The sequence below is a fragment of the uncultured Pseudokineococcus sp. genome (assembly GCF_947499845.1).
Lineage (GTDB): Bacteria > Actinomycetota > Actinomycetes > Actinomycetales > Quadrisphaeraceae > Pseudokineococcus.
The window spans coordinates 169,320-184,734 of sequence record NZ_CANMPM010000005.1 but is presented as its reverse complement, the minus strand read 5'-3'; the positions used below and the strand labels follow the sequence as shown (position 1 = coordinate 184,734).

The 15,415-nt window shown below is 76.7% G+C and carries 17 protein-coding genes and 1 pseudogene; 12 read left to right on the top strand and 6 right to left on the bottom strand.

Annotation, left to right across the window (positions count from 1 at the left end):
• Positions 1 to 53 precede the first annotated feature (53 nt).
• From Q0789_RS07395 to Q0789_RS07380, 4 genes are all read left to right on the top strand, one after another.
• A complete protein-coding gene (locus tag Q0789_RS07395) occupies positions 54 to 797 on the top strand; it encodes an NAD(P)-dependent oxidoreductase (protein ID WP_298803705.1) in 744 nt (247 codons plus the stop codon).
• A gap of 70 nt (positions 798 to 867) precedes the next feature.
• The gene (locus tag Q0789_RS07390; protein WP_298803703.1) at positions 868 to 1,992 is read left to right on the top strand and encodes a hypothetical protein; all 1,125 of its coding nucleotides are present in this window, start codon (positions 868 to 870) and stop codon (positions 1,990 to 1,992) included.
• A 49-nt stretch (positions 1,993 to 2,041) separates the two neighbouring features.
• Positions 2,042 to 3,100 (top strand): S66 peptidase family protein, encoded by a 1,059-nt coding sequence (locus Q0789_RS07385; RefSeq protein ID WP_298803701.1) that lies wholly within the window; start codon positions 2,042 to 2,044, stop codon positions 3,098 to 3,100.
• Positions 3,101 to 3,216: 116 nt separating this feature from the next.
• Positions 3,217 to 4,656 carry a sodium/glutamate symporter gene (locus Q0789_RS07380; RefSeq protein WP_298803698.1) on the top strand — a complete coding sequence of 480 codons (1,440 nt, stop codon included), beginning with the start codon at positions 3,217 to 3,219 and terminating at the stop codon, positions 4,654 to 4,656.
• A gap of 18 nt (positions 4,657 to 4,674) precedes the next feature.
• Here the strand turns inward: Q0789_RS07380 and Q0789_RS07375 are convergent, their stop codons facing one another.
• The gene (locus tag Q0789_RS07375; protein WP_298803696.1) at positions 4,675 to 5,166 is read right to left on the bottom strand and encodes a MarR family winged helix-turn-helix transcriptional regulator; all 492 of its coding nucleotides are present in this window, start codon (positions 5,164 to 5,166) and stop codon (positions 4,675 to 4,677) included.
• A gap of 84 nt (positions 5,167 to 5,250) precedes the next feature.
• On the opposite strand from Q0789_RS07375, the gene Q0789_RS07370 reads away from it, so the two are divergent.
• The 3 genes from Q0789_RS07370 (at position 5,251) to Q0789_RS07360 (ending at position 7,214) form a co-directional block, all read left to right on the top strand.
• A complete protein-coding gene (locus Q0789_RS07370) occupies positions 5,251 to 6,204 on the top strand; it encodes a VOC family protein (RefSeq protein WP_298803694.1) in 954 nt (317 codons plus the stop codon).
• A 277-nt stretch (positions 6,205 to 6,481) separates the two neighbouring features.
• Positions 6,482 to 6,892 (top strand): GNAT family N-acetyltransferase, encoded by a 411-nt coding sequence (locus Q0789_RS07365; RefSeq protein WP_366917675.1) that lies wholly within the window; start codon positions 6,482 to 6,484, stop codon positions 6,890 to 6,892.
• Positions 6,885 to 7,214: a hypothetical protein gene (locus tag Q0789_RS07360; RefSeq protein WP_298803690.1), complete on the top strand. Its 330-nt coding sequence runs from the start codon at positions 6,885 to 6,887 to the stop codon at positions 7,212 to 7,214. Before Q0789_RS07365 ends, Q0789_RS07360 begins: the two co-directional genes overlap by 8 nt.
• A gap of 34 nt (positions 7,215 to 7,248) precedes the next feature.
• Here the strand turns inward: Q0789_RS07360 and Q0789_RS07355 are convergent, their stop codons facing one another.
• A complete protein-coding gene (locus tag Q0789_RS07355) occupies positions 7,249 to 7,839 on the bottom strand; it encodes a dihydrofolate reductase family protein (protein WP_298803689.1) in 591 nt (196 codons plus the stop codon).
• A gap of 217 nt (positions 7,840 to 8,056) precedes the next feature.
• Between Q0789_RS07355 and Q0789_RS07350 the strand changes: the two genes are divergently transcribed.
• Both Q0789_RS07350 and Q0789_RS07345 read left to right on the top strand, forming a co-directional pair.
• Complete coding sequence (locus Q0789_RS07350; protein ID WP_298803687.1) at positions 8,057 to 8,815, top strand: hypothetical protein; 759 nt, start codon at positions 8,057 to 8,059, stop codon at positions 8,813 to 8,815.
• A 126-nt stretch (positions 8,816 to 8,941) separates the two neighbouring features.
• The gene (locus Q0789_RS07345; RefSeq protein ID WP_298803685.1) at positions 8,942 to 9,724 is read left to right on the top strand and encodes a DUF427 domain-containing protein; all 783 of its coding nucleotides are present in this window, start codon (positions 8,942 to 8,944) and stop codon (positions 9,722 to 9,724) included.
• A 6-nt stretch (positions 9,725 to 9,730) separates the two neighbouring features.
• On the opposite strand, the gene Q0789_RS07340 is transcribed toward Q0789_RS07345, so the two are convergent.
• On the bottom strand, positions 9,731 to 10,387 hold the full coding sequence (locus tag Q0789_RS07340; protein WP_298803684.1) for a maleylpyruvate isomerase N-terminal domain-containing protein: 657 nt from the start codon (positions 10,385 to 10,387) through the stop codon (positions 9,731 to 9,733).
• Between the two features lie 92 nt (positions 10,388 to 10,479).
• Here Q0789_RS07340 and Q0789_RS07335 point away from each other — a divergent pair, with 92 nt between their 5' ends.
• Both Q0789_RS07335 and Q0789_RS07330 read left to right on the top strand, forming a co-directional pair.
• Positions 10,480 to 11,046, top strand: a complete 567-nt coding sequence (locus Q0789_RS07335; RefSeq protein ID WP_298803682.1) for a DinB family protein — start codon at positions 10,480 to 10,482, stop codon at positions 11,044 to 11,046.
• Between the two features lie 4 nt (positions 11,047 to 11,050).
• Positions 11,051 to 11,489: pseudogene (locus tag Q0789_RS07330) on the top strand (VOC family protein).
• A 156-nt stretch (positions 11,490 to 11,645) separates the two neighbouring features.
• Here the strand turns inward: Q0789_RS07330 and Q0789_RS07325 are convergent.
• Complete coding sequence (locus Q0789_RS07325; protein WP_298803680.1) at positions 11,646 to 12,182, bottom strand: glyoxalase/bleomycin resistance/extradiol dioxygenase family protein; 537 nt, start codon at positions 12,180 to 12,182, stop codon at positions 11,646 to 11,648.
• A 66-nt stretch (positions 12,183 to 12,248) separates the two neighbouring features.
• On the opposite strand from Q0789_RS07325, the gene Q0789_RS07320 reads away from it, so the two are divergent.
• Positions 12,249 to 13,073 (top strand): helix-turn-helix domain-containing protein, encoded by an 825-nt coding sequence (locus Q0789_RS07320; RefSeq protein ID WP_298803677.1) that lies wholly within the window; start codon positions 12,249 to 12,251, stop codon positions 13,071 to 13,073.
• 36 nt (positions 13,074 to 13,109) lie between these two features.
• On the opposite strand, the gene Q0789_RS07315 is transcribed toward Q0789_RS07320, so the two are convergent.
• Both Q0789_RS07315 and Q0789_RS07310 read right to left on the bottom strand, forming a co-directional pair.
• Positions 13,110 to 13,706: an N-acetyltransferase gene (locus tag Q0789_RS07315; protein WP_298803675.1), complete on the bottom strand. Its 597-nt coding sequence runs from the start codon at positions 13,704 to 13,706 to the stop codon at positions 13,110 to 13,112.
• 50 nt (positions 13,707 to 13,756) lie between these two features.
• Entirely contained in the window at positions 13,757 to 15,382 is a 1,626-nt protein-coding gene (locus Q0789_RS07310) for an FGGY-family carbohydrate kinase (RefSeq protein WP_298803673.1), read from the bottom strand.
• Between the last annotated feature and the right edge of the window lie 33 nt (positions 15,383 to 15,415).

The window sequence follows — 15,415 nt, the reverse complement described above, 5'->3', positions numbered from 1 at the left end:
ATCGTCGCAGCGTCCACTTGCAGGTCTCTGCTAGTCGGGTGCAGGCTCGCCGCATGCCCTCCTCACCGGACAGCGCCGAGCGCGCGCCCCTGCGCCACCGCCGGCTCCTCGTGCTCGGCGCCAACGGACCGACGGGCCGCCGCACGGTCGACCAGGCGCTCGAGCGCGGCCACGAGGTCCACGCGCTGACCCGCCACCCCGAGTCCTTCTCCCTGGAGCGCCACCCCGACGGGCACCCCCGGCTGCGCGTCGTCGCCGGGGACGCGACGGACGAGGCCGTCGTCGACGCCGCGGTGGCGGAGGCGGACGCCGTCGTCTGCACCATCGGCACGGCCTTCACGCGGAAGCCCGTCGAGGTCTACTCCGTGACGGCCCGGCTCCTGGTCGCGGCGATGCGCCGCCACGGGAGGCGGCGGCTCGTCGTCGTCACCTCCGGGGGCGTCGACACCGGGCACCCGGCACCCCGCGCCGTCGCCCGGCTGTCGCGCTCGCTCATGCGGGACCACTTGGGGCGCACCGTGTACGACGACATGCAGCGCATGGAGGACCTCGTCACCGCGAGCGACCTCGACTGGACGGTCGTGCGGCCGCCCGGGCTCGTCGACCGGGACGGCACCGGCTACGCGGTCGCGGAGACCCGGATCGACGGGCCGCTGATGGCACGCGGCGACCTCGCCGCGATGCTGCTGGACCAGCTGGAGGACGACCGCTTCGTCCGCCGCACCGCCGCGGCCGCGACGCCGGGCCTGCGGGTCGGCGTGCTCCACATGCTGCGCCACGAGGTGCTCAAGCACTGAGCGCCGGCCGCGGACGCCCCGACCACGACCGCCACCGCGACCGACCGCCACGTCCGTCGAGAGGACCCGCATGACGCGCGCACGCCTGCTGACCGCCCCCGAGGACCTCGCCCGGCTGGGGCTCCGCCCCGGTGAGACCGAGCCGTGGGAGGTGGGCCGCCGGCAGGAGGTCGCCGAGGGGCGCAGCGAGCTGTGGCACGTCGAGGCGGGGACGGACGACGGGACCGCCGTCGCCGTCGCCTTCTGCCTGGTGGGGCCCGCGGGCGAGGGCCGCGCCGCCACGCTCGTCAACCTGTTCCTGACGACGCCCGACGGGCGCCGGCACCAGCGCGCCGTCCCGGGCGTCGTCGACGTGGCGGACGTCGGGACCACCCGCTGCGAGCTCCCCTTCGGCCCCCACCGCACCAGCGGTGACCTCCGGCACCTGGACGTCGAGGTCGCCCCCGACGACGGCCCGGGGCTGCACCTGGTCTGCGAGGCGCTCGTCCGTCCCTACCGCCCCGGCGGCACCGGGCACGTCGCGCTCGGGGGCGACGGCGAGCACCACTTCGCCGTCCAGGCGGTGGCGCGCTGCCGCGTGTCGGGCACCGTGACGGTCGACGGCCGGACGTGGGACGTCGCCGGCCAGGGCTACTCCGACCACCAGTGGACGGACGTCGACCTGGTGGGCTCGTGGCACCACTGGCTGTGGGGCCGCTTCCACGGCGAGCGCCTCACCGCCATGGTCTTCGACCTCGTGACGAGCGACCGCTACGGGCTCACCCGGATGCCGCTCCTCGGCGTCATGGACAGCACCGGCGCCGTCGTCGTCGACCGCCGCGGCGCGGTGGAGAGCACGGTCGAGACCGAGCGGGACCCGGAGAGCGGCGGGGAGCGCCCGGCGCGGGCGCGGCACGTCGCCCGGGACGGCGGGCGCGTCGTCGAGCTCGTGGTCGAGCGCGGCCACCCGCTCGTCGAGCTGGACGCTCACGCCGCGACCGAGCCGGGCGGCGAGCAGCGCGCCCGCTACGACGAGCTCGGGGTCCGGCCCTCCTACGAGCGCTACCGGGCTCGCGGCGCCCTGACGCTGACCGACGCCTCCGGCACCACCACGGAGCAGGGTCAGGTAGTCTACGAGCTCAACGACGTCGGGTGGCCCGAGAGCGAGGGCCGCGTGCCGCGGCCGTGGCCCCGCCACCCCCGCGAGGCCTCCTAGCCCGCCGGCTCCCCGCCCTGGGTGGCACCCGCGGTGGCACGCTCGCGCCGTGACCGTCCGCTTCCCCCGCCCCCTGCGCCCCGGCGACGTCGTGGGGGTGACCGCGCCGTCCAGCGGGGTGCCGGCACCGCTGGCGCCGCGGCTCGACGTCGCGGTCGACGTCCTGCGCCGGCGGGGCCTGCGCGTGCGGGTCGGCGCCTGCGTCGTCGACCGGCCGGGCCTGCGCCACGGCGAGCACGTCAGCGCCCCGGCGGCCGAGCGGGCCGCGGAGCTGCAGGCGATGCTCCTCGACCCCGAGGTCCGCGCCGTCGTCCCGCCGTGGGGCGGCGAGCTGGCCGTCGAGGTGCTGCCGCTGCTCGACTGGGACGCCCTCGCCGCCGCCGAGCCGACGTGGCTCGTCGGCTACTCCGACACCTCGACGCTGACGCTGGCCCTGACGACGCGGCTCGCGTGGGCGACGCTGCACGGCCCGAACCTCCTCGACACGCCCTACCGGGTGCCCGAGCCGCTGCTCCCCTGGCTCGACGTGGTCTCCGCGCCCGCCGGAGCGGCTCTGGCGCAGGGGCCCTCGACCGCCCACCGCGCCGAGGGCTTCGACGACTGGGAGGCGGACCCCGCCGTCACCGAGCCCACCCACGACCGCACCGGCACGTGGGAGCTGCTCGACCCCGGCGCCGGGCCCGTGCGCGCCCGCGGGCGGCTCCTCGGCGGGTGCGTCGAGACGACGTCGATCCTCGCGGGCACCCCCTACGGCGACGTCCGCGCCTTCGCCGCGGCGCACGCCGGCGACGACGGCCTGCTGCTGCACCTGGAGGCCGGCGGGGACGGCGCCACAGACGTCGCCCGCGACCTGTGGCGCATGCGCCTCGCCGGCTGGTTCGACGTCGCCTCCGCCGTCCTCGTCGGGCGGACGGGCGCACCGGCGAGCGGCTCCTTCTCCCAGCACGACGCCGTCCGCAGCGCCCTCGCCGGCCTCGAGGTCCCCGTCGTCGTCGACGTCGACTGCGGGCACGTGCCGCCGCAGCTCGCGCTCGTCGACGGCGCCCTCGCCGAGGTCGTCGTCGACCCGGCCGCCGGCGAGCGCCGCCTCGTGCAGCACCTGCGCTGACGCGCGCCGCCCCGGCCCGCGCGAGGGGGGTTGTCCGGTCCGTCCCGAGCCGTCACGGTGTGCGGACCCATCGGGCCCCCGCCGGGGCCCCCGCCCCCGGAGCCCTGGGAGCCACCGTGTCCGCAGAGGTCGTCGGTCTGAGCCTGCTGGTGCTGGGGGTCGTCCTCCTCGTCGCCAAGTTCCTCCGCATCCGGTCGAGGACGGCGCAGAAGCTGTTCCTGCCCAGCTCGATCATCGGCGGCTTCCTCGCCCTCGTGCTGGGGCCGGGCGTCGTCGGCGCCGTCGCCCGCGCGATCGGGGGCGAGGGCGCACCCCTCGCCGGCGGCGCCTGGCCGGAGGAGTTCCTCGAGGTCTGGTCCTCCCTGCCGGGCCTGCTCATCTCCGTCGTCTTCGCCACCCTCTTCCTCGGCGAGCGCATCCCCAAGGCGCGTCAGGCCGCCGAGCTCGCCGGCCCGCAGCTCGCCCTCGGCGTGACGATGGCGTCCGGCCAGTACGTCATCGGCCTGCTCCTCGCGGTGCTCGTCCTCGTGCCCCTGCTCGGGCAGAGCCCGCTCGTCGGCGCGCTCATCGAGGTCGGCTTCGAGGGCGGCCACGGGACGGCCGCCGGCCTCGGCTCCACCTTCGAGGAGCTCGGCTTCCCCGAGGGGCAGGACCTGGCGCTCGGGCTCGCCACGATCGGCGTCGTCTCGGGTGTCGTCGTCGGCATCGCGCTCATCAACTGGGGGGTGCGGACGGGGCGCGCCGAGGTGCTCGAGGCGGACGCGAAGACGTCGCTCGCCGAGCAGCGCGGGCTCTACGAGAAGGACGAGCAGGAGCCGGCGGCCATGCTCACGGTGCGCACGGCGTCGGTGGAGCCGCTCGCCATCCACTTCGCCGTCGTCGCGGTCGCCGTGCTCGTCGGCCTCGCCGTGCTCGAGGGGCTGCAGGCGCTCGAGGCCGCGCTGTGGGCCGACACCATCGAGCTCTTCGCCTACGTGCCGCTGTTCCCGCTCGCCATGATCGGCGGCGTCCTCGTGCAGAAGCTCGTGGACCGCTACGACACCACGGGCATCGTCGACCGCCAGATGATGCTGCGGATCCAGGGCATCGCCCTCGACCTGCTCATCATCAGCGCCCTGGCCACGCTGTCCCTCCAGGCGATCGCGTCGAACTGGGTGACGTTCCTCCTGCTGGCCGTCGCCGGCCTCGCCTGGAACATCGGCGTCTTCGTCGTCCTGGCCCGCCGGATGATCCCCCGCTTCTGGTTCGAGCGCGGGGTGGGCGACCTCGGCCAGTCCCTCGGCGTCACCGCCACCGGCCTCATCCTCATCCGGGTCGCCGACCCGCACGCCGCCACCCCGGCCATGGAGGCGTTCGGCTACAAGCAGCTCGCCTTCGAGCCCTTCTTCGGCGGCGGGCTCGTCACCGCGGCGGCGCTGCCGCTCATCGCCCAGCTCGGGCCCGTGCCGCTGCTCGTCGTCATGTCGCTGCTGCTCGTGGTGTCCGTCGGCCTCGGCGTGGGCGTCTTCGGGCGCCGCACCCCCGCGGAGGAGAGGGCCCGCGTCGCGGGCGGGTGAGCGGGAGCCGGTCCGCCGTCAGCCGTCGTAGCGGCGGTACGTCGCCGCCATGCCGCCGGTCGGGTCGAGGCGCTCGAGGAGGGCGTCGGTGATGGCGACGAGCTGGTCGAGCTGCTCGGGCGTGAGCGCGTCGACGACGTGGTGGCGCACCGCGGCGACGTGGCCCGGCGCCGCCCGCTCCGTCGTCGCCCACCCCTCCTCGGTGAGGCCCACGTCGGTGGCGCGGGCGTCGTCGTCGGCCCGGCGTCGGACGAGCAGCCCGCGGGACTCCATGCGCCGCACCACGTTGGACAGCCGCGGGAGGGTGGCGTTCGTCCGCTGCGCCAGCGCGCTCATGCGCATCGTCCCGCCGGGCGCCTCGGTGAGGACGGCCAGCACGAAGTACTCGAAGAGCGTGACGCCGCCGTCGCGCCGCAGCTGCCCGTCGAGCACGCCGGGCAGCACCTCCAGCACGGACGCCACGCGCACCCACGCCGCCAGCTGGCGCCGGTCGAGCCACTCCGTGCTCATGCATCCCCCTCGATGGTTGTCGCGACGACTGTATCGGCGTACCGTCGACCTCTCTGGTTCACGCGACAACCTCTGGAGACCGTCATGCCGGACCGCCCGACCCCCTCCGCCGTCCTCGACGGCGCGACCGCGGCGCCCCGGCCCGCGCACGACCTCCTGCCGAGCGCGACGACGATGGACGCCGTCACCCTCCACGTCGCCGACCTCGCGGGGATGACGGCGTACTACCGCGACGCGCTGGGCCTCGAGGAGCTCTCCGGCGACGACGCCCGCACCGCGACGGACCGCGGCGCACCGGGCGCGGCGGCGGGCGACGTCGTCGTGCTCGGCCGCGGGCGCACGGCGCTCGTCGTCCTCGTCCTCACCCCCGGGCTCCCCGCCCCCGCGCCGGGGCAGGCGGGCCTGTTCCACACGGCGCTCCTCTTCCCGGACCGCTCGGCGCTGGCCGACGTCGTCGCCTCGGCCGCCCGCCACCCGCGGTCGGTCTACGTGGGGTCCGCGGACCACCTCGTCTCCGAGGCCTTCTACTTCATCGACCCCGAGGGCAACGGCATCGAGCTGTACCGCGACCGGCCCCGCGAGGACTGGTCCTACCGCGACGGCCGGGTCGTCATGGGCGCCGAGCCGCTGGACCCGCAGGGCTTCCTGCGCGACCACCTCGTCGAGCGCCCCGCGACGAGCGCCGAGGTGGGCCACGTGCACCTCAAGGTCGGCGACGTCGCGACCGCGAAGGACTTCTACGTCGACGCCCTCGGCTTCGAGCTCACCGCCGAGTGGAACGGGGCGATCTTCGTCGCGGCCGGCGGCTACCACCACCACATGGCCATGAACAGCTGGGGCAGCCGCGGCGCCGGCGCCCGCGCGGCGACCATCGGGCTCGGGCAGGTCTCCGTCGTCGTCCCCTCCGCGTCCGACGTCGACGCCCTCGCCGAGCGGCTGCGGCGACACGGCGTCGACGCGCAGCACGACGGGCGCACCCTGCGCTTCGAGGACCCGTGGCGCAGCCTCCTCGAGGTCAGCGCCGCCGACGCGGCCTGAGGAGCGCCGACCCCCGCCCCGACCCGTCCTGGGCGAAGGGCGGGTGGCTCGAGTCCGACGTCATGCCGCGAGTCCGACGTCGCGCGGGTCGGGAGCCCTCCGGGACCCGCGCAACGTCGGACTCGGCGCCGCCGGGCCGGTCCAGGACCGACCCGACACCCCGGGCCACCGACGGCGGCATGCTGGCCCTGTGACGGTGCTGGCCGAGCTGGTGGTGGGCGGGACGTCGGTCGTGCTGCGGGACGCCGTCGCCGGCGACCTCCCGGCGGTCGTGGCGATGCTCGCCGACGACCCCCTCGGAGCGGGTCGAGAGCGCCTCGACGGACCCGAGGACCTCGAGCCCTACCGGGCGGCGCTCGCCCGCGTCGACGCCGACGGCGCCCAGCAGGTCGTCGTCGCCGAGCGCGCCGGCGAGGTCGTCGGGACCCTCCAGCTGGGCGTGCTGCCCGGGCTCTCGCGCCGCGGCGCCACGCGAGCGCAGGTGGAGGCGGTCCGCGTGCGGGGCGACCTGCGCGGCACCGGTCTCGGGACGGCGCTGCTGCGCTGGGTGGTCGACGAGGCGCGCCGGCGCGGCTGCGCCGTCGTCCAGCTCACCACCGACGGCTCGCGGACCGACGCCCACCGCTTCTACGAGCGGCTCGGCTTCGTCGCCTCGCACCGCGGCTACAAGCTCCCCCTCCATGGCTGACGGCGAGGGACGCCGCGCCGCAGCGCGCCTGCGACCGGCCACCCCGGCCGACGCCGTCGCGCTGGCCGCCGTCCACCACGACGCCCGCGAGCAGGCGATGCCGTGGCTGCCGCGGCTGCACCCGCGCGAGGAGACGCGCGCCTGGTTCACCGACGTCGTCCTGCCGTCGCAGGTCGTGACCGTCGCCGAGGAGGGCGGCCGCGTGGTCGCCCGGGCCCGGGCCTTCTACGAGCGCGCCGGCTTCGTGCTCGTCGGGACGAGCGACGGCTCCACGACCGAGGAGGGCGAGCCGGACGCCACCTACGCCTGGTCGCCCGGCTGAACCGACCGGCGTAGCGCCGCGCGCCCGCCCCGGCTCAGCCCGCGGTCGGCGTCGCGTCGTAGCGGAGCCGGACGAGCTGCGAGCCCGGGAGCACCTGCGCCTCGAGCAGGCGGAGCCCCGCCGGCGGCCCGGCGTAGAGCCGTGCGCCGTCGCCGGCGAGCCCGGCCCCGACGAGGACGACGAGCTCGTCGACGAGACCCTGCGCCAGCAGGGGGTTCCACGTCGTCGCGCTGCCGAAGAGGAGCAGGTCGCCGCCGTCGCCGGCCTTCAGCCGGGTGATCTCCGCGGGCGCGTCGTCGCGCCGGACGACGCGCGTAGTCGCGGCCCAGAGGGCGCCGGTGTCGACGTCGGTCGTGTCGCTGACGACGAGCGAGTCCAGCGACGTCACGAGCCGCGCGATCTCCCGGTCGCGCTCCCCCGACGCCGGGTCCTGCGCCACGGCGGACCAGTGCGACCAGTTCTCGGAGAACCACGTCGAGCCGTAGAGCAGCGTCCCCGCCCGCCTCAGCAGCGCCAGGTTGTGGTCGTTGAAGGCGTCCTCGAAGGGCAGCACCGACAGGTCGCCCCCCGGGCCGACGTAGGCGCCGTCGAGGGAGGTGAGGACGGAGACGACCAGCCGGCGCACGGCTGCAGCCTCCTTCCGGGCGTCGCGGCGGGGCAAGGGACGGGAGTTGCGGACGTCGTCCCCACCACCGACCCGTCGTCACCTCACGTCATCGGATCTCACGAAGGGTAGCCAAGCGGCGCGATAGGTGATCTTCTTCGCCATGCGGGCTTCTCGCCCGTACCGCTGCCGTCGCGCCCTGCGCCGGGTGAGCGGTCACCACCACGGAAGGCGCCCCATGGACCCGAAGCGCACGCTCGCCCTGGCAGCCGCCCTGAGCCTCGCGGCTCTGCCGCTCGCCGCACCCGCGATGGCCTCGACGTCGAGCTCGACCGACCTCACGGGCTCGCTCACCCAGCTCAACGACTCGGGCGTCACCGCCGACGTCACCGGCTCGATCTCGGGCACCGAGCTGACCATCAGCATCACGCCGAGCGGCCTGCTCGCCGGTGCCCCGCACGCCCAGCACATCCACATCGGCGGGACGAACTCCTGCCCGTCGAACGACACCGAGGGCTCGGGCGCCGACGGCGCCCTGCAGGTGAGCGACGCCGCCGGCAGCTACGGCGGCATCGCCGTCTCCCTCACCACCGAGGGCGACTCCTCCCCCGACAGCGGCCTCGCCGTCGACCGCTTCCCGGTCGGGGACGCGTCCTACTCGCGCACCCTCGAGGTCTCGCCGGAGGTGGCCCAGCAGATCGCGGACGGTGACGGCGTCGTCGTCCTGCACGGCGTCGACCTCAACGGGTCGGGCAGCTACGACGGCGACGTCGTGTCCGACCTCGACCCCTCGCTGCCCGAGGAGGCCACCGACCCGGCCGCCTGCGGCACGCTCGACGTCGCCTCGATGGCGATGCCGGGCGGCGGCGCCGACGCCGGTGACGGCGGGACGGCCGGTGGCGTCCCCACGGCCTCGCTCGTCGGCGGCGCCGCGCTCGCCGCTGCCGGCGGCGCGGGCCTCCTCGCGCTCCGTCGCCGCCGCAGCCAGGAGGTCTGAGCCGCAGCACCTCTCGGGGCGGTCACCGGTGCTCGCGGGCACCGGTGACCGCCCCGACGGCTGCCGGGGCGCCACGCGGTGAGTCGCCGAGGTGTGGGCCGGGCGGCGTCGACCGACGATGGCGCCATGGCCACGAGGCAGCAGCAGGTCCTGGGCGGCGCGACGGACGCGCTGCGGTTCGAGCCGCTCGGCAAGCGCGTGCGGGCGGCGCTGGGGGGCGGGGTGGTGCTCGACACGACGCGCGCCGTCGCGGTGTGGGAGCCGCGACGCTTCCTGTGCCAGTACGCCGTCCCGGAGGAGGACGTGCGCGCCGACCTCGCGCCCGCCCGCGACCTCGGCGACGCGGCGCCCGCCGACGGGATGCTCGGCCCCGACGTCCCCTTCGCCGCGCACACCACCGCCGGGACGGCGCTCGACCTGTCCGCGGGCGGCGTCGTGCGCCCGGGCGCGGCCTTCCGGCCCGACGACGAGGACCTCGCGGGCCTCGTGCTCGTCGACTTCGACGCCCTCGGCCCCTGGTGGCACGAGGAGGAGGAGAACGTCGGCCACCCCCGCGACCCCTTCCACCGGGTCGACGCCCTGCCGAGCGCCCGCCGGGTGCGGGTCACGCTCGACGGCGAGCTGCTCGCCGAGAGCACCGAGCCGGTCGCCGTGTTCGAGGCGCAGCTGCCGCCGCGCTTCTACCTGCCGCGCGAGGACGTCGTCGCCGCGCTGCACGTCTCGTCGACGAAGACGGCGTGCCCGTACAAGGGCTGGTCGACCTACTGGTCGCTGCGCACCTCCTCCGGGCGCGTCGTCGCGGACGCCGCGTGGAGCTACGAGGAGCCGCTGCACAACGTCCTGCTGGCGGCCGGGCACGTCTGCTTCGACGACACCCTGGTGACCGTGGAGGTCGACGCGACGGACTGAGGGCCGCTACCCCAGCGCCGGCAGCCGCCGCCCGACCTCGCCCCAGCCCTCGGGCACGGGCCGGCGACCGGCGCCGACGAGCACGGCCTCGACGTCGTCGCTCGTCGGCAGCGGGCCGCCGGCGAGCGCCTCGACGGTGGTGCGCGCGAGCGCGAGCGCGGTGGACGGCGGAGCCTCTTCGACGAGCAGGTCGAGGTGGTGCACCGCGTGCTCGACGGCCCAGGTGGCGAGGAAGTCACCGGTGGCGAGGATGTCGCCCTGGAAGACGTGGCGGTCGTCGGCGACGGCGGCGCCCCGCAGCACCGCCGCACCGACGGCGCGCAGGTGCGTCACGGCCGAGGACGGCCGGGCGTAGGACGCCGTCCGCCGCCGCTGCGCCATGAGCTCCGCGACGGGGTCCTCGTCGGCCGCGGCCGCCGCGAAGGTGAGCCAGTACGTGGCGGCGTCGACGGTCGGCGGCTCCTCGGTGCGCGACACCAGCCCGCCGAGCACCTCCTGCCACCCCCCGAGGACGTGGACGACGACGTCGAGCCGCGTCCACCCGTGGCAGCGCGAGGCGCCGAGGAGGGCCGTCTCGTCGAGGCCCTCGACGGCCGCGAGCAGACCGCTGACGGAGTCGGCGAAGGCCGGGCGGGCGACGTCCACCGGCACCTGGAGGACCACGGGCAGGACGGTAGCGCCGGGGGCTGGGCACGGGGGGCCCGAGGTCCTACCGTTCGGGCCGTCCGCAGCAGCAGCCGGCCTCGGAGGTCGCGGTGTTCGGTCCCGGCACGTACTCGGAGCGCGAGGTGCTCGTCGGGCACCTCGAGGAGCACCTCGACGCGCTGCGCGCCGCGGCGCACGGCCTCACCGAGGAGCAGGCGCGCGCCACCCCCTGCCGGAGCAGCCTGTCGGTCGGCGGGCTCGTCAAGCACGTGGCGCACGTCCTCGGCGGCCGGCTCGTCGCCGACGGCGCGCCCACCCCGGAGGACCGAGCCCGCTTCGAGGCGAGCTTCGCGCTCGGCGACGACGAGACGCTGGCCGGCGCGGTGGCCGACCTCGACCGCGTCCGCGCCGAGCTCCTCGACCGCTGGCGCACCACCGACCCGGGCGGCGACGCCCTCGAGCCGCCGGCTCCGTGGTTCGGGCGCCCGGAGCCGACGCCGTCCGTCGAGCGCTACCGGATGGTCCACCTCGTCACCGAGGTCGCCCGGCACGCGGGCCACGCCGACATCGTCCGCGAGCAGCTGGACGGCGCGAGCAGCACCTCGCTGCTGGCCGCCGTCGAGGGCTGGCCCGCGAACGACTTCGTCCAGCCGTGGCGGCCGCCCGAGGAGGCGTGACGGCGTGCCCCGCGAGCTGCAGGTGACGGTCGACTGCGCCGGCCCCCGGGCGCCCGGCCGCCTTCTGGGCGCAGGCGCTGGGCTACGAGGTCCAGGCCCCGCCCGCGGGGTTCGCCTCGTGGGAGGAGGCGCTCGCGGCGATGGGCGTGCCGCCGGAGCGGTGGGACGACGCCTCCGCCGTCGTCGACCCGTCCGGCGCGGGCCCGCGCCTGTACTTCCAGCGCGTCCCGGAGCCGAAGCGGGGCAAGAACCGGCTGCACCTCGACGTCCGCGCCGCGCCGGGGCTCACCGGCGACGAGCGGATGGGGGCGCTGGAGCAGGAGGCCGAGCGGCTCGTGGCCCTCGGCGCCACCCGGCTCTCCCGCCACGAGCCCCGACCTCCGCTCGACGCCGGCCACGTCGTCATGGCCGACCCGGAGGGGAACGAGTTCTGCCTCGACTGAGGGAGCGCCGACCCCGCCGTGGGCGCGGTCGCGCGCACACCGACCTGCGGAAGGGGCGGTGACACAGCGTCGTCCCAGGTCAGAGGAGTGCGCGGGTGTCGAGTGAGGCGTTGCGCAGGTCGCCGTGCGCCACGTCCTCGGCGGGGGCCGCCGGGCTCAGGCGGATCCCGCCTGCTCCGCCGCCCACGCGGCGACGCGGCGGGCGCTCTCCTCCTCGGAGAGGTCCTCCACGCGGGACATCACCGACCACCGCACGCCGAAGGGGTCGAGCAGCGAGGCGTAGCGGTCGCCCGAGACGAAGGTCATGAGCGGCTCCCGCACCGTCGCCCCGGCCTCGACCGCGCGGGCCACCAGCGCGTCGGCGTCGGCGCAGTAGAGGCCGAGCGAGTAGCAGGCCCCCTCCTCGGGCGCCGGGACGAGGCCGAAGTCGGGGCTCGGCTCGCCCAGCTGGAGGTGGCCGTGCCCGAGGTCGAGGTCGGCGTGGACGACGACACCGCCCATCTCGGTGACGTCGACGACCCGCGCGCCGAAGGCCGTGCGGTAGAACTCGACCGCCTCCGCGGCGCCGCGGAGGGCCAGGAAGGGCGTCAGGCTCGTCGCGCCGTGCGGGACCCCGTCGGTGGTGTGCTCGCCCGTCACGCCGGGGCGCGGGCTGTCGGAGGGGCTGTCGTCGGTGGGCTGCTCATCAGGCATGGCGCGACCGTAGGGACGCCGCCGCACGGGCGTCTTGGAGATCTGCGACGACGTCGGGAAGGTGCGGTGGCCGACCTCGAGGACCGGCGCGGCGTCCTGTTCCCCGGGCGCCTGCCCGTCTTCGCGCGCGAGGCCGCGCCGCCCCGGCTCGCCGACCGGGTCCGCTGGTGCTGGGTGCCCCGCTGGGACCTGCCGCCGGGCGAGGTCTCGCGCCAGCACCTGCTGCCCTTCCCGTCGGCCAACCTCGTCGTCGGCCCGGACGGGGTGGAGCTCGCCGGACCGACGACCCGCGCCTCCCACGTCGACCTCGAGGGCGCCGGCTGGGTCGTCGGGGCCCTGCTGCGCCCGGCGGGCCTGGCGGCGCTGCACCCGCGCCCCCGGGAGCTGCGCGACACGACCGTGCCCGTGGCGGCGCCGGACCTGCAGCGGGACGTCGCCGCGGCCATGGCGCGCCCCGACGAGGACGCCGGCCGCCGGGGCGCCGTGGCGGCGCTCCTCGCCTGGGCGGAGGAGCACCTGCCCGCCCCCGACGAGGTCGGGCGCCTGGCGAACGCCCTGGAGGACGTCGTCGCGGCCGACCGCGGCCTCGTGCGCGTGGACCAGCTGGCCCGGTACCTCGGGGTCTCGACGCGCGCCGTGCAGCGGGCGGCCGAGCGCTGCATCGGGCTGCCGCCGCTCGCCGTCATCCGCCGCTACCGGCTGCAGGAGGCGGCGCAGCGGCTGCGCGAGGAGCCGGGGACGACCGTCGCGCAGGTGGCGGCCGACCTCGGGTACGCCGACCAGGCCCACCTGGCGCACGACTTCCGCACCGTCCTCGGCCGCACGGCCCGCGACTACCGCTCGACCTCCCGTGCCGCCCGTGCCGACGGGGAGCCCCTGCCGCCGCCCTGAGGCGCGACGGCGCCGACGCCCGGCGACGGGCGGGGCTCAGGTGGTGCTGCGGCCCAGGACGGTGCCCGGCACGGCCCCCGGCACGGGGAGCGCGGTGAACCCGAGGCGCGCGTAGAAGGCGCGGGCCCGGGTGTTCTCCGCGGCGACACCGAGGTGGACCGCCCGCGCACCCGCGCGGCGCGCCGACGCCAGGAAGGCGTGGACGAGCGCCCGCCCGTGCCCGGCGCCCTGGTGGGAGGGCAGCAGGTCGACGTGCAGGTGCGCGGGGTGGTCCGCGAGCTCGGGCACCAGCAGGCGCTCGGGGTCGTGGTGGAGGGCCAGCACCTCCTCGTCGGGCGTCCTCGGCGGGGAGGGCGGCACGGGTCGCCGGCTCCCCAGGCGGGGGATCCAGACGTCGCGGTAGCCGCGCACGAAGCGCGCCGTCGAGGCGGTGCCGACGCAGTAGCCGACGGCGCGGCCGCCGTCGTCGAGCACGAAGGCCAGCTCGGGCTCGAGGTGCAGGTAGGCCCCGAGCCACACGTCGCCGAGCAGGTCGTCGTCCCCGTGGCGGCCCCGCGCGTCGCCGCCGGCCGCGCCCGTGCGCACGCAGACGTCGTAGAGGTCCGCCCGGTCCTGCTCGCGGTAGGGCCGCACGACGGCGGCCGCGGGCCCGCTCGCGGCGCCGGCGGCCGAGGCGCCGGCGGTCAGCTCGTCACCGCCTCGACGGCGGCGCGCTCGACGGCGAGGCCGTCGACGTAGCGCCGCAGGTAGGCGTCGAAGCCCGCGACGTCGTCCGGGTCCGGCTCGACCGTCTCGATGCGCGCCCCGGCGACCACCCGCTCGGCGACGTAGTCGGCCAGCGACAGCCCGCCGTCGCGCCCGGCCGCGCGGTCGGCGGCGTAGGTGGCGAGGACGGCCGCGCCCCACGCCCCGCCCTCCGAGGCCAGGTCGCCCACCGACACCGGCGCACCGATGGCCGCGGCGAGGTGGCGCTGGGCCACGCCCGGCGTCGCGAAGACGCCGCCGTGGGCGAACATCCCGTCGAGGCGGACCCCCTCGCCGGCCAGCACGTCCATGCCGATCTTCAGCGTCGCGAAGGCCGCGTAGATCTGGGTGCGCATGAAGGTCGGCAGGTCGAAGGGCCGCCCCGGCGTCCGCAGGAAGAGCGGCCGCCCCTCCTCGAGCTCGGTGATGGGCTCGCCCGAGAGGTAGTTGTAGGCGAGCATCCCGCCGCCGTCGGGCGCCCCGTCGAGCGAGGCGCGGAAGAGCGCCCCGAAGACGGCGCCGTCGTCCGCGGGGGCGCCGATCGCCGCGGCGAACTGCTGGAACAGGCGCGCCCAGGCGTCGAGCTCGCTGGCCCCGTTGTTGCAGTGGACCATCGCGACCGGGTCGCCGGCAGGGGTCGTGACCATGTCGAGCTCGCGGTGCACCCGGTCGAGCGGCCCCTCGAGGACCACCATCGCGAAGATGCTCGTGCCGGCGCTGACGTTGCCGGTGCGCGGCGCGACCGACCCGGTGGCGACCATGCCCGTGCCCGCGTCGCCCTCCGGCGGGCACACGAGCGCCCCCGGCTGCAGGGCGCCGGACGGGTCGAGCAGCCGGGCGCCGGCCTCGGTGAGCTCCCCCGCGCCCTCCCCGGCGACCGCCACGCGCGGCAGCACGTCGGCGAGGGAGACGGCGACGCCCTCGGGCAGCGCCTCGTCGATCAGGCGCTGGGCGGTGGCGAGGCGGTCGGCGTCGTAGTCCGGGGCGCCCCCGGCGGACGCGACCGGGAAGACGCCGCTGGCGTCCCCGACGCCGAGCACGAGCTCACCGGTCAGGCGACGGTGCACGTACCCGGCCAGCGTCGTGACGGCCGCGAGCTGCGACAGGTGCTCCTCGCCGTCCATCGCCGCCTGCACGAGGTGGGCGACGGTCCACCGGTGCGGCACGTTGAAGTCGAGCGGCCCGGACAGGCGCTCCACGGCCTCGCCCGTGCTCGTGTTGCGCCACGTGCGGAAGGGCACGAGCAGCTCGTCGTCGGCGTCGAGCGCGAGGTAGCCGTGCATCATCGCCGAGACGCCCAGGGCGCCGAGGCGCTCCAGGGCGACCCCGTGCCGCTCGCGCACCTGCGCGGCGACCGCACCGAACACCGCGGCGACGCCGTCCCAGACGTCCTCGAGCGCGTACGTCCACCGCCCGTCGACGAGCTCGTTCTCCCACGAGGACCCGCCCGAGGCCAGGACCTCCCGGTCGGGGCCGACGAGCACCGCCTTGATCCGGGTCGAGCCCAGCTCGAGGCCCAGGGCCGTCCTCCCCGAGGTGATGGCCTCTGCTGCGTCCGTCGTCATCGCCGGTCCTCCCGCGGTCCTCGTCGTCCGTGC

Bases quoted from the DNA above. Each gene is read 5' to 3' on its own strand.
- Q0789_RS07375 (WP_298803696.1), bottom strand. From the start codon at position 5,166: ATGAGCACGGAGTGGCTCGACCGGCGCCAGCTGGCGGCGTGGGTGCGC.
- Q0789_RS07395 (WP_298803705.1), top strand. From the start codon at position 54: ATGCCCTCCTCACCGGACAGCGCCGAGCGCGCGCCCCTGCGCCACCGC.
- Q0789_RS07390 (WP_298803703.1), top strand. From the start codon at position 868: ATGACGCGCGCACGCCTGCTGACCGCCCCCGAGGACCTCGCCCGGCTG.
- Q0789_RS07345 (WP_298803685.1), top strand. From the start codon at position 8,942: ATGGCCACGAGGCAGCAGCAGGTCCTGGGCGGCGCGACGGACGCGCTG.
- Q0789_RS07370 (WP_298803694.1), top strand. From the start codon at position 5,251: ATGCCGGACCGCCCGACCCCCTCCGCCGTCCTCGACGGCGCGACCGCG.
- Q0789_RS07325 (WP_298803680.1), bottom strand. From the start codon at position 12,182: ATGCCTGATGAGCAGCCCACCGACGACAGCCCCTCCGACAGCCCGCGC.
- Q0789_RS07350 (WP_298803687.1), top strand. From the start codon at position 8,057: ATGGACCCGAAGCGCACGCTCGCCCTGGCAGCCGCCCTGAGCCTCGCG.
- Q0789_RS07365 (WP_366917675.1), top strand. From the start codon at position 6,482: ATGCTCGCCGACGACCCCCTCGGAGCGGGTCGAGAGCGCCTCGACGGA.
- Q0789_RS07360 (WP_298803690.1), top strand. From the start codon at position 6,885: ATGGCTGACGGCGAGGGACGCCGCGCCGCAGCGCGCCTGCGACCGGCC.
- Q0789_RS07310 (WP_298803673.1), bottom strand. From the start codon at position 15,382: ATGACGACGGACGCAGCAGAGGCCATCACCTCGGGGAGGACGGCCCTG.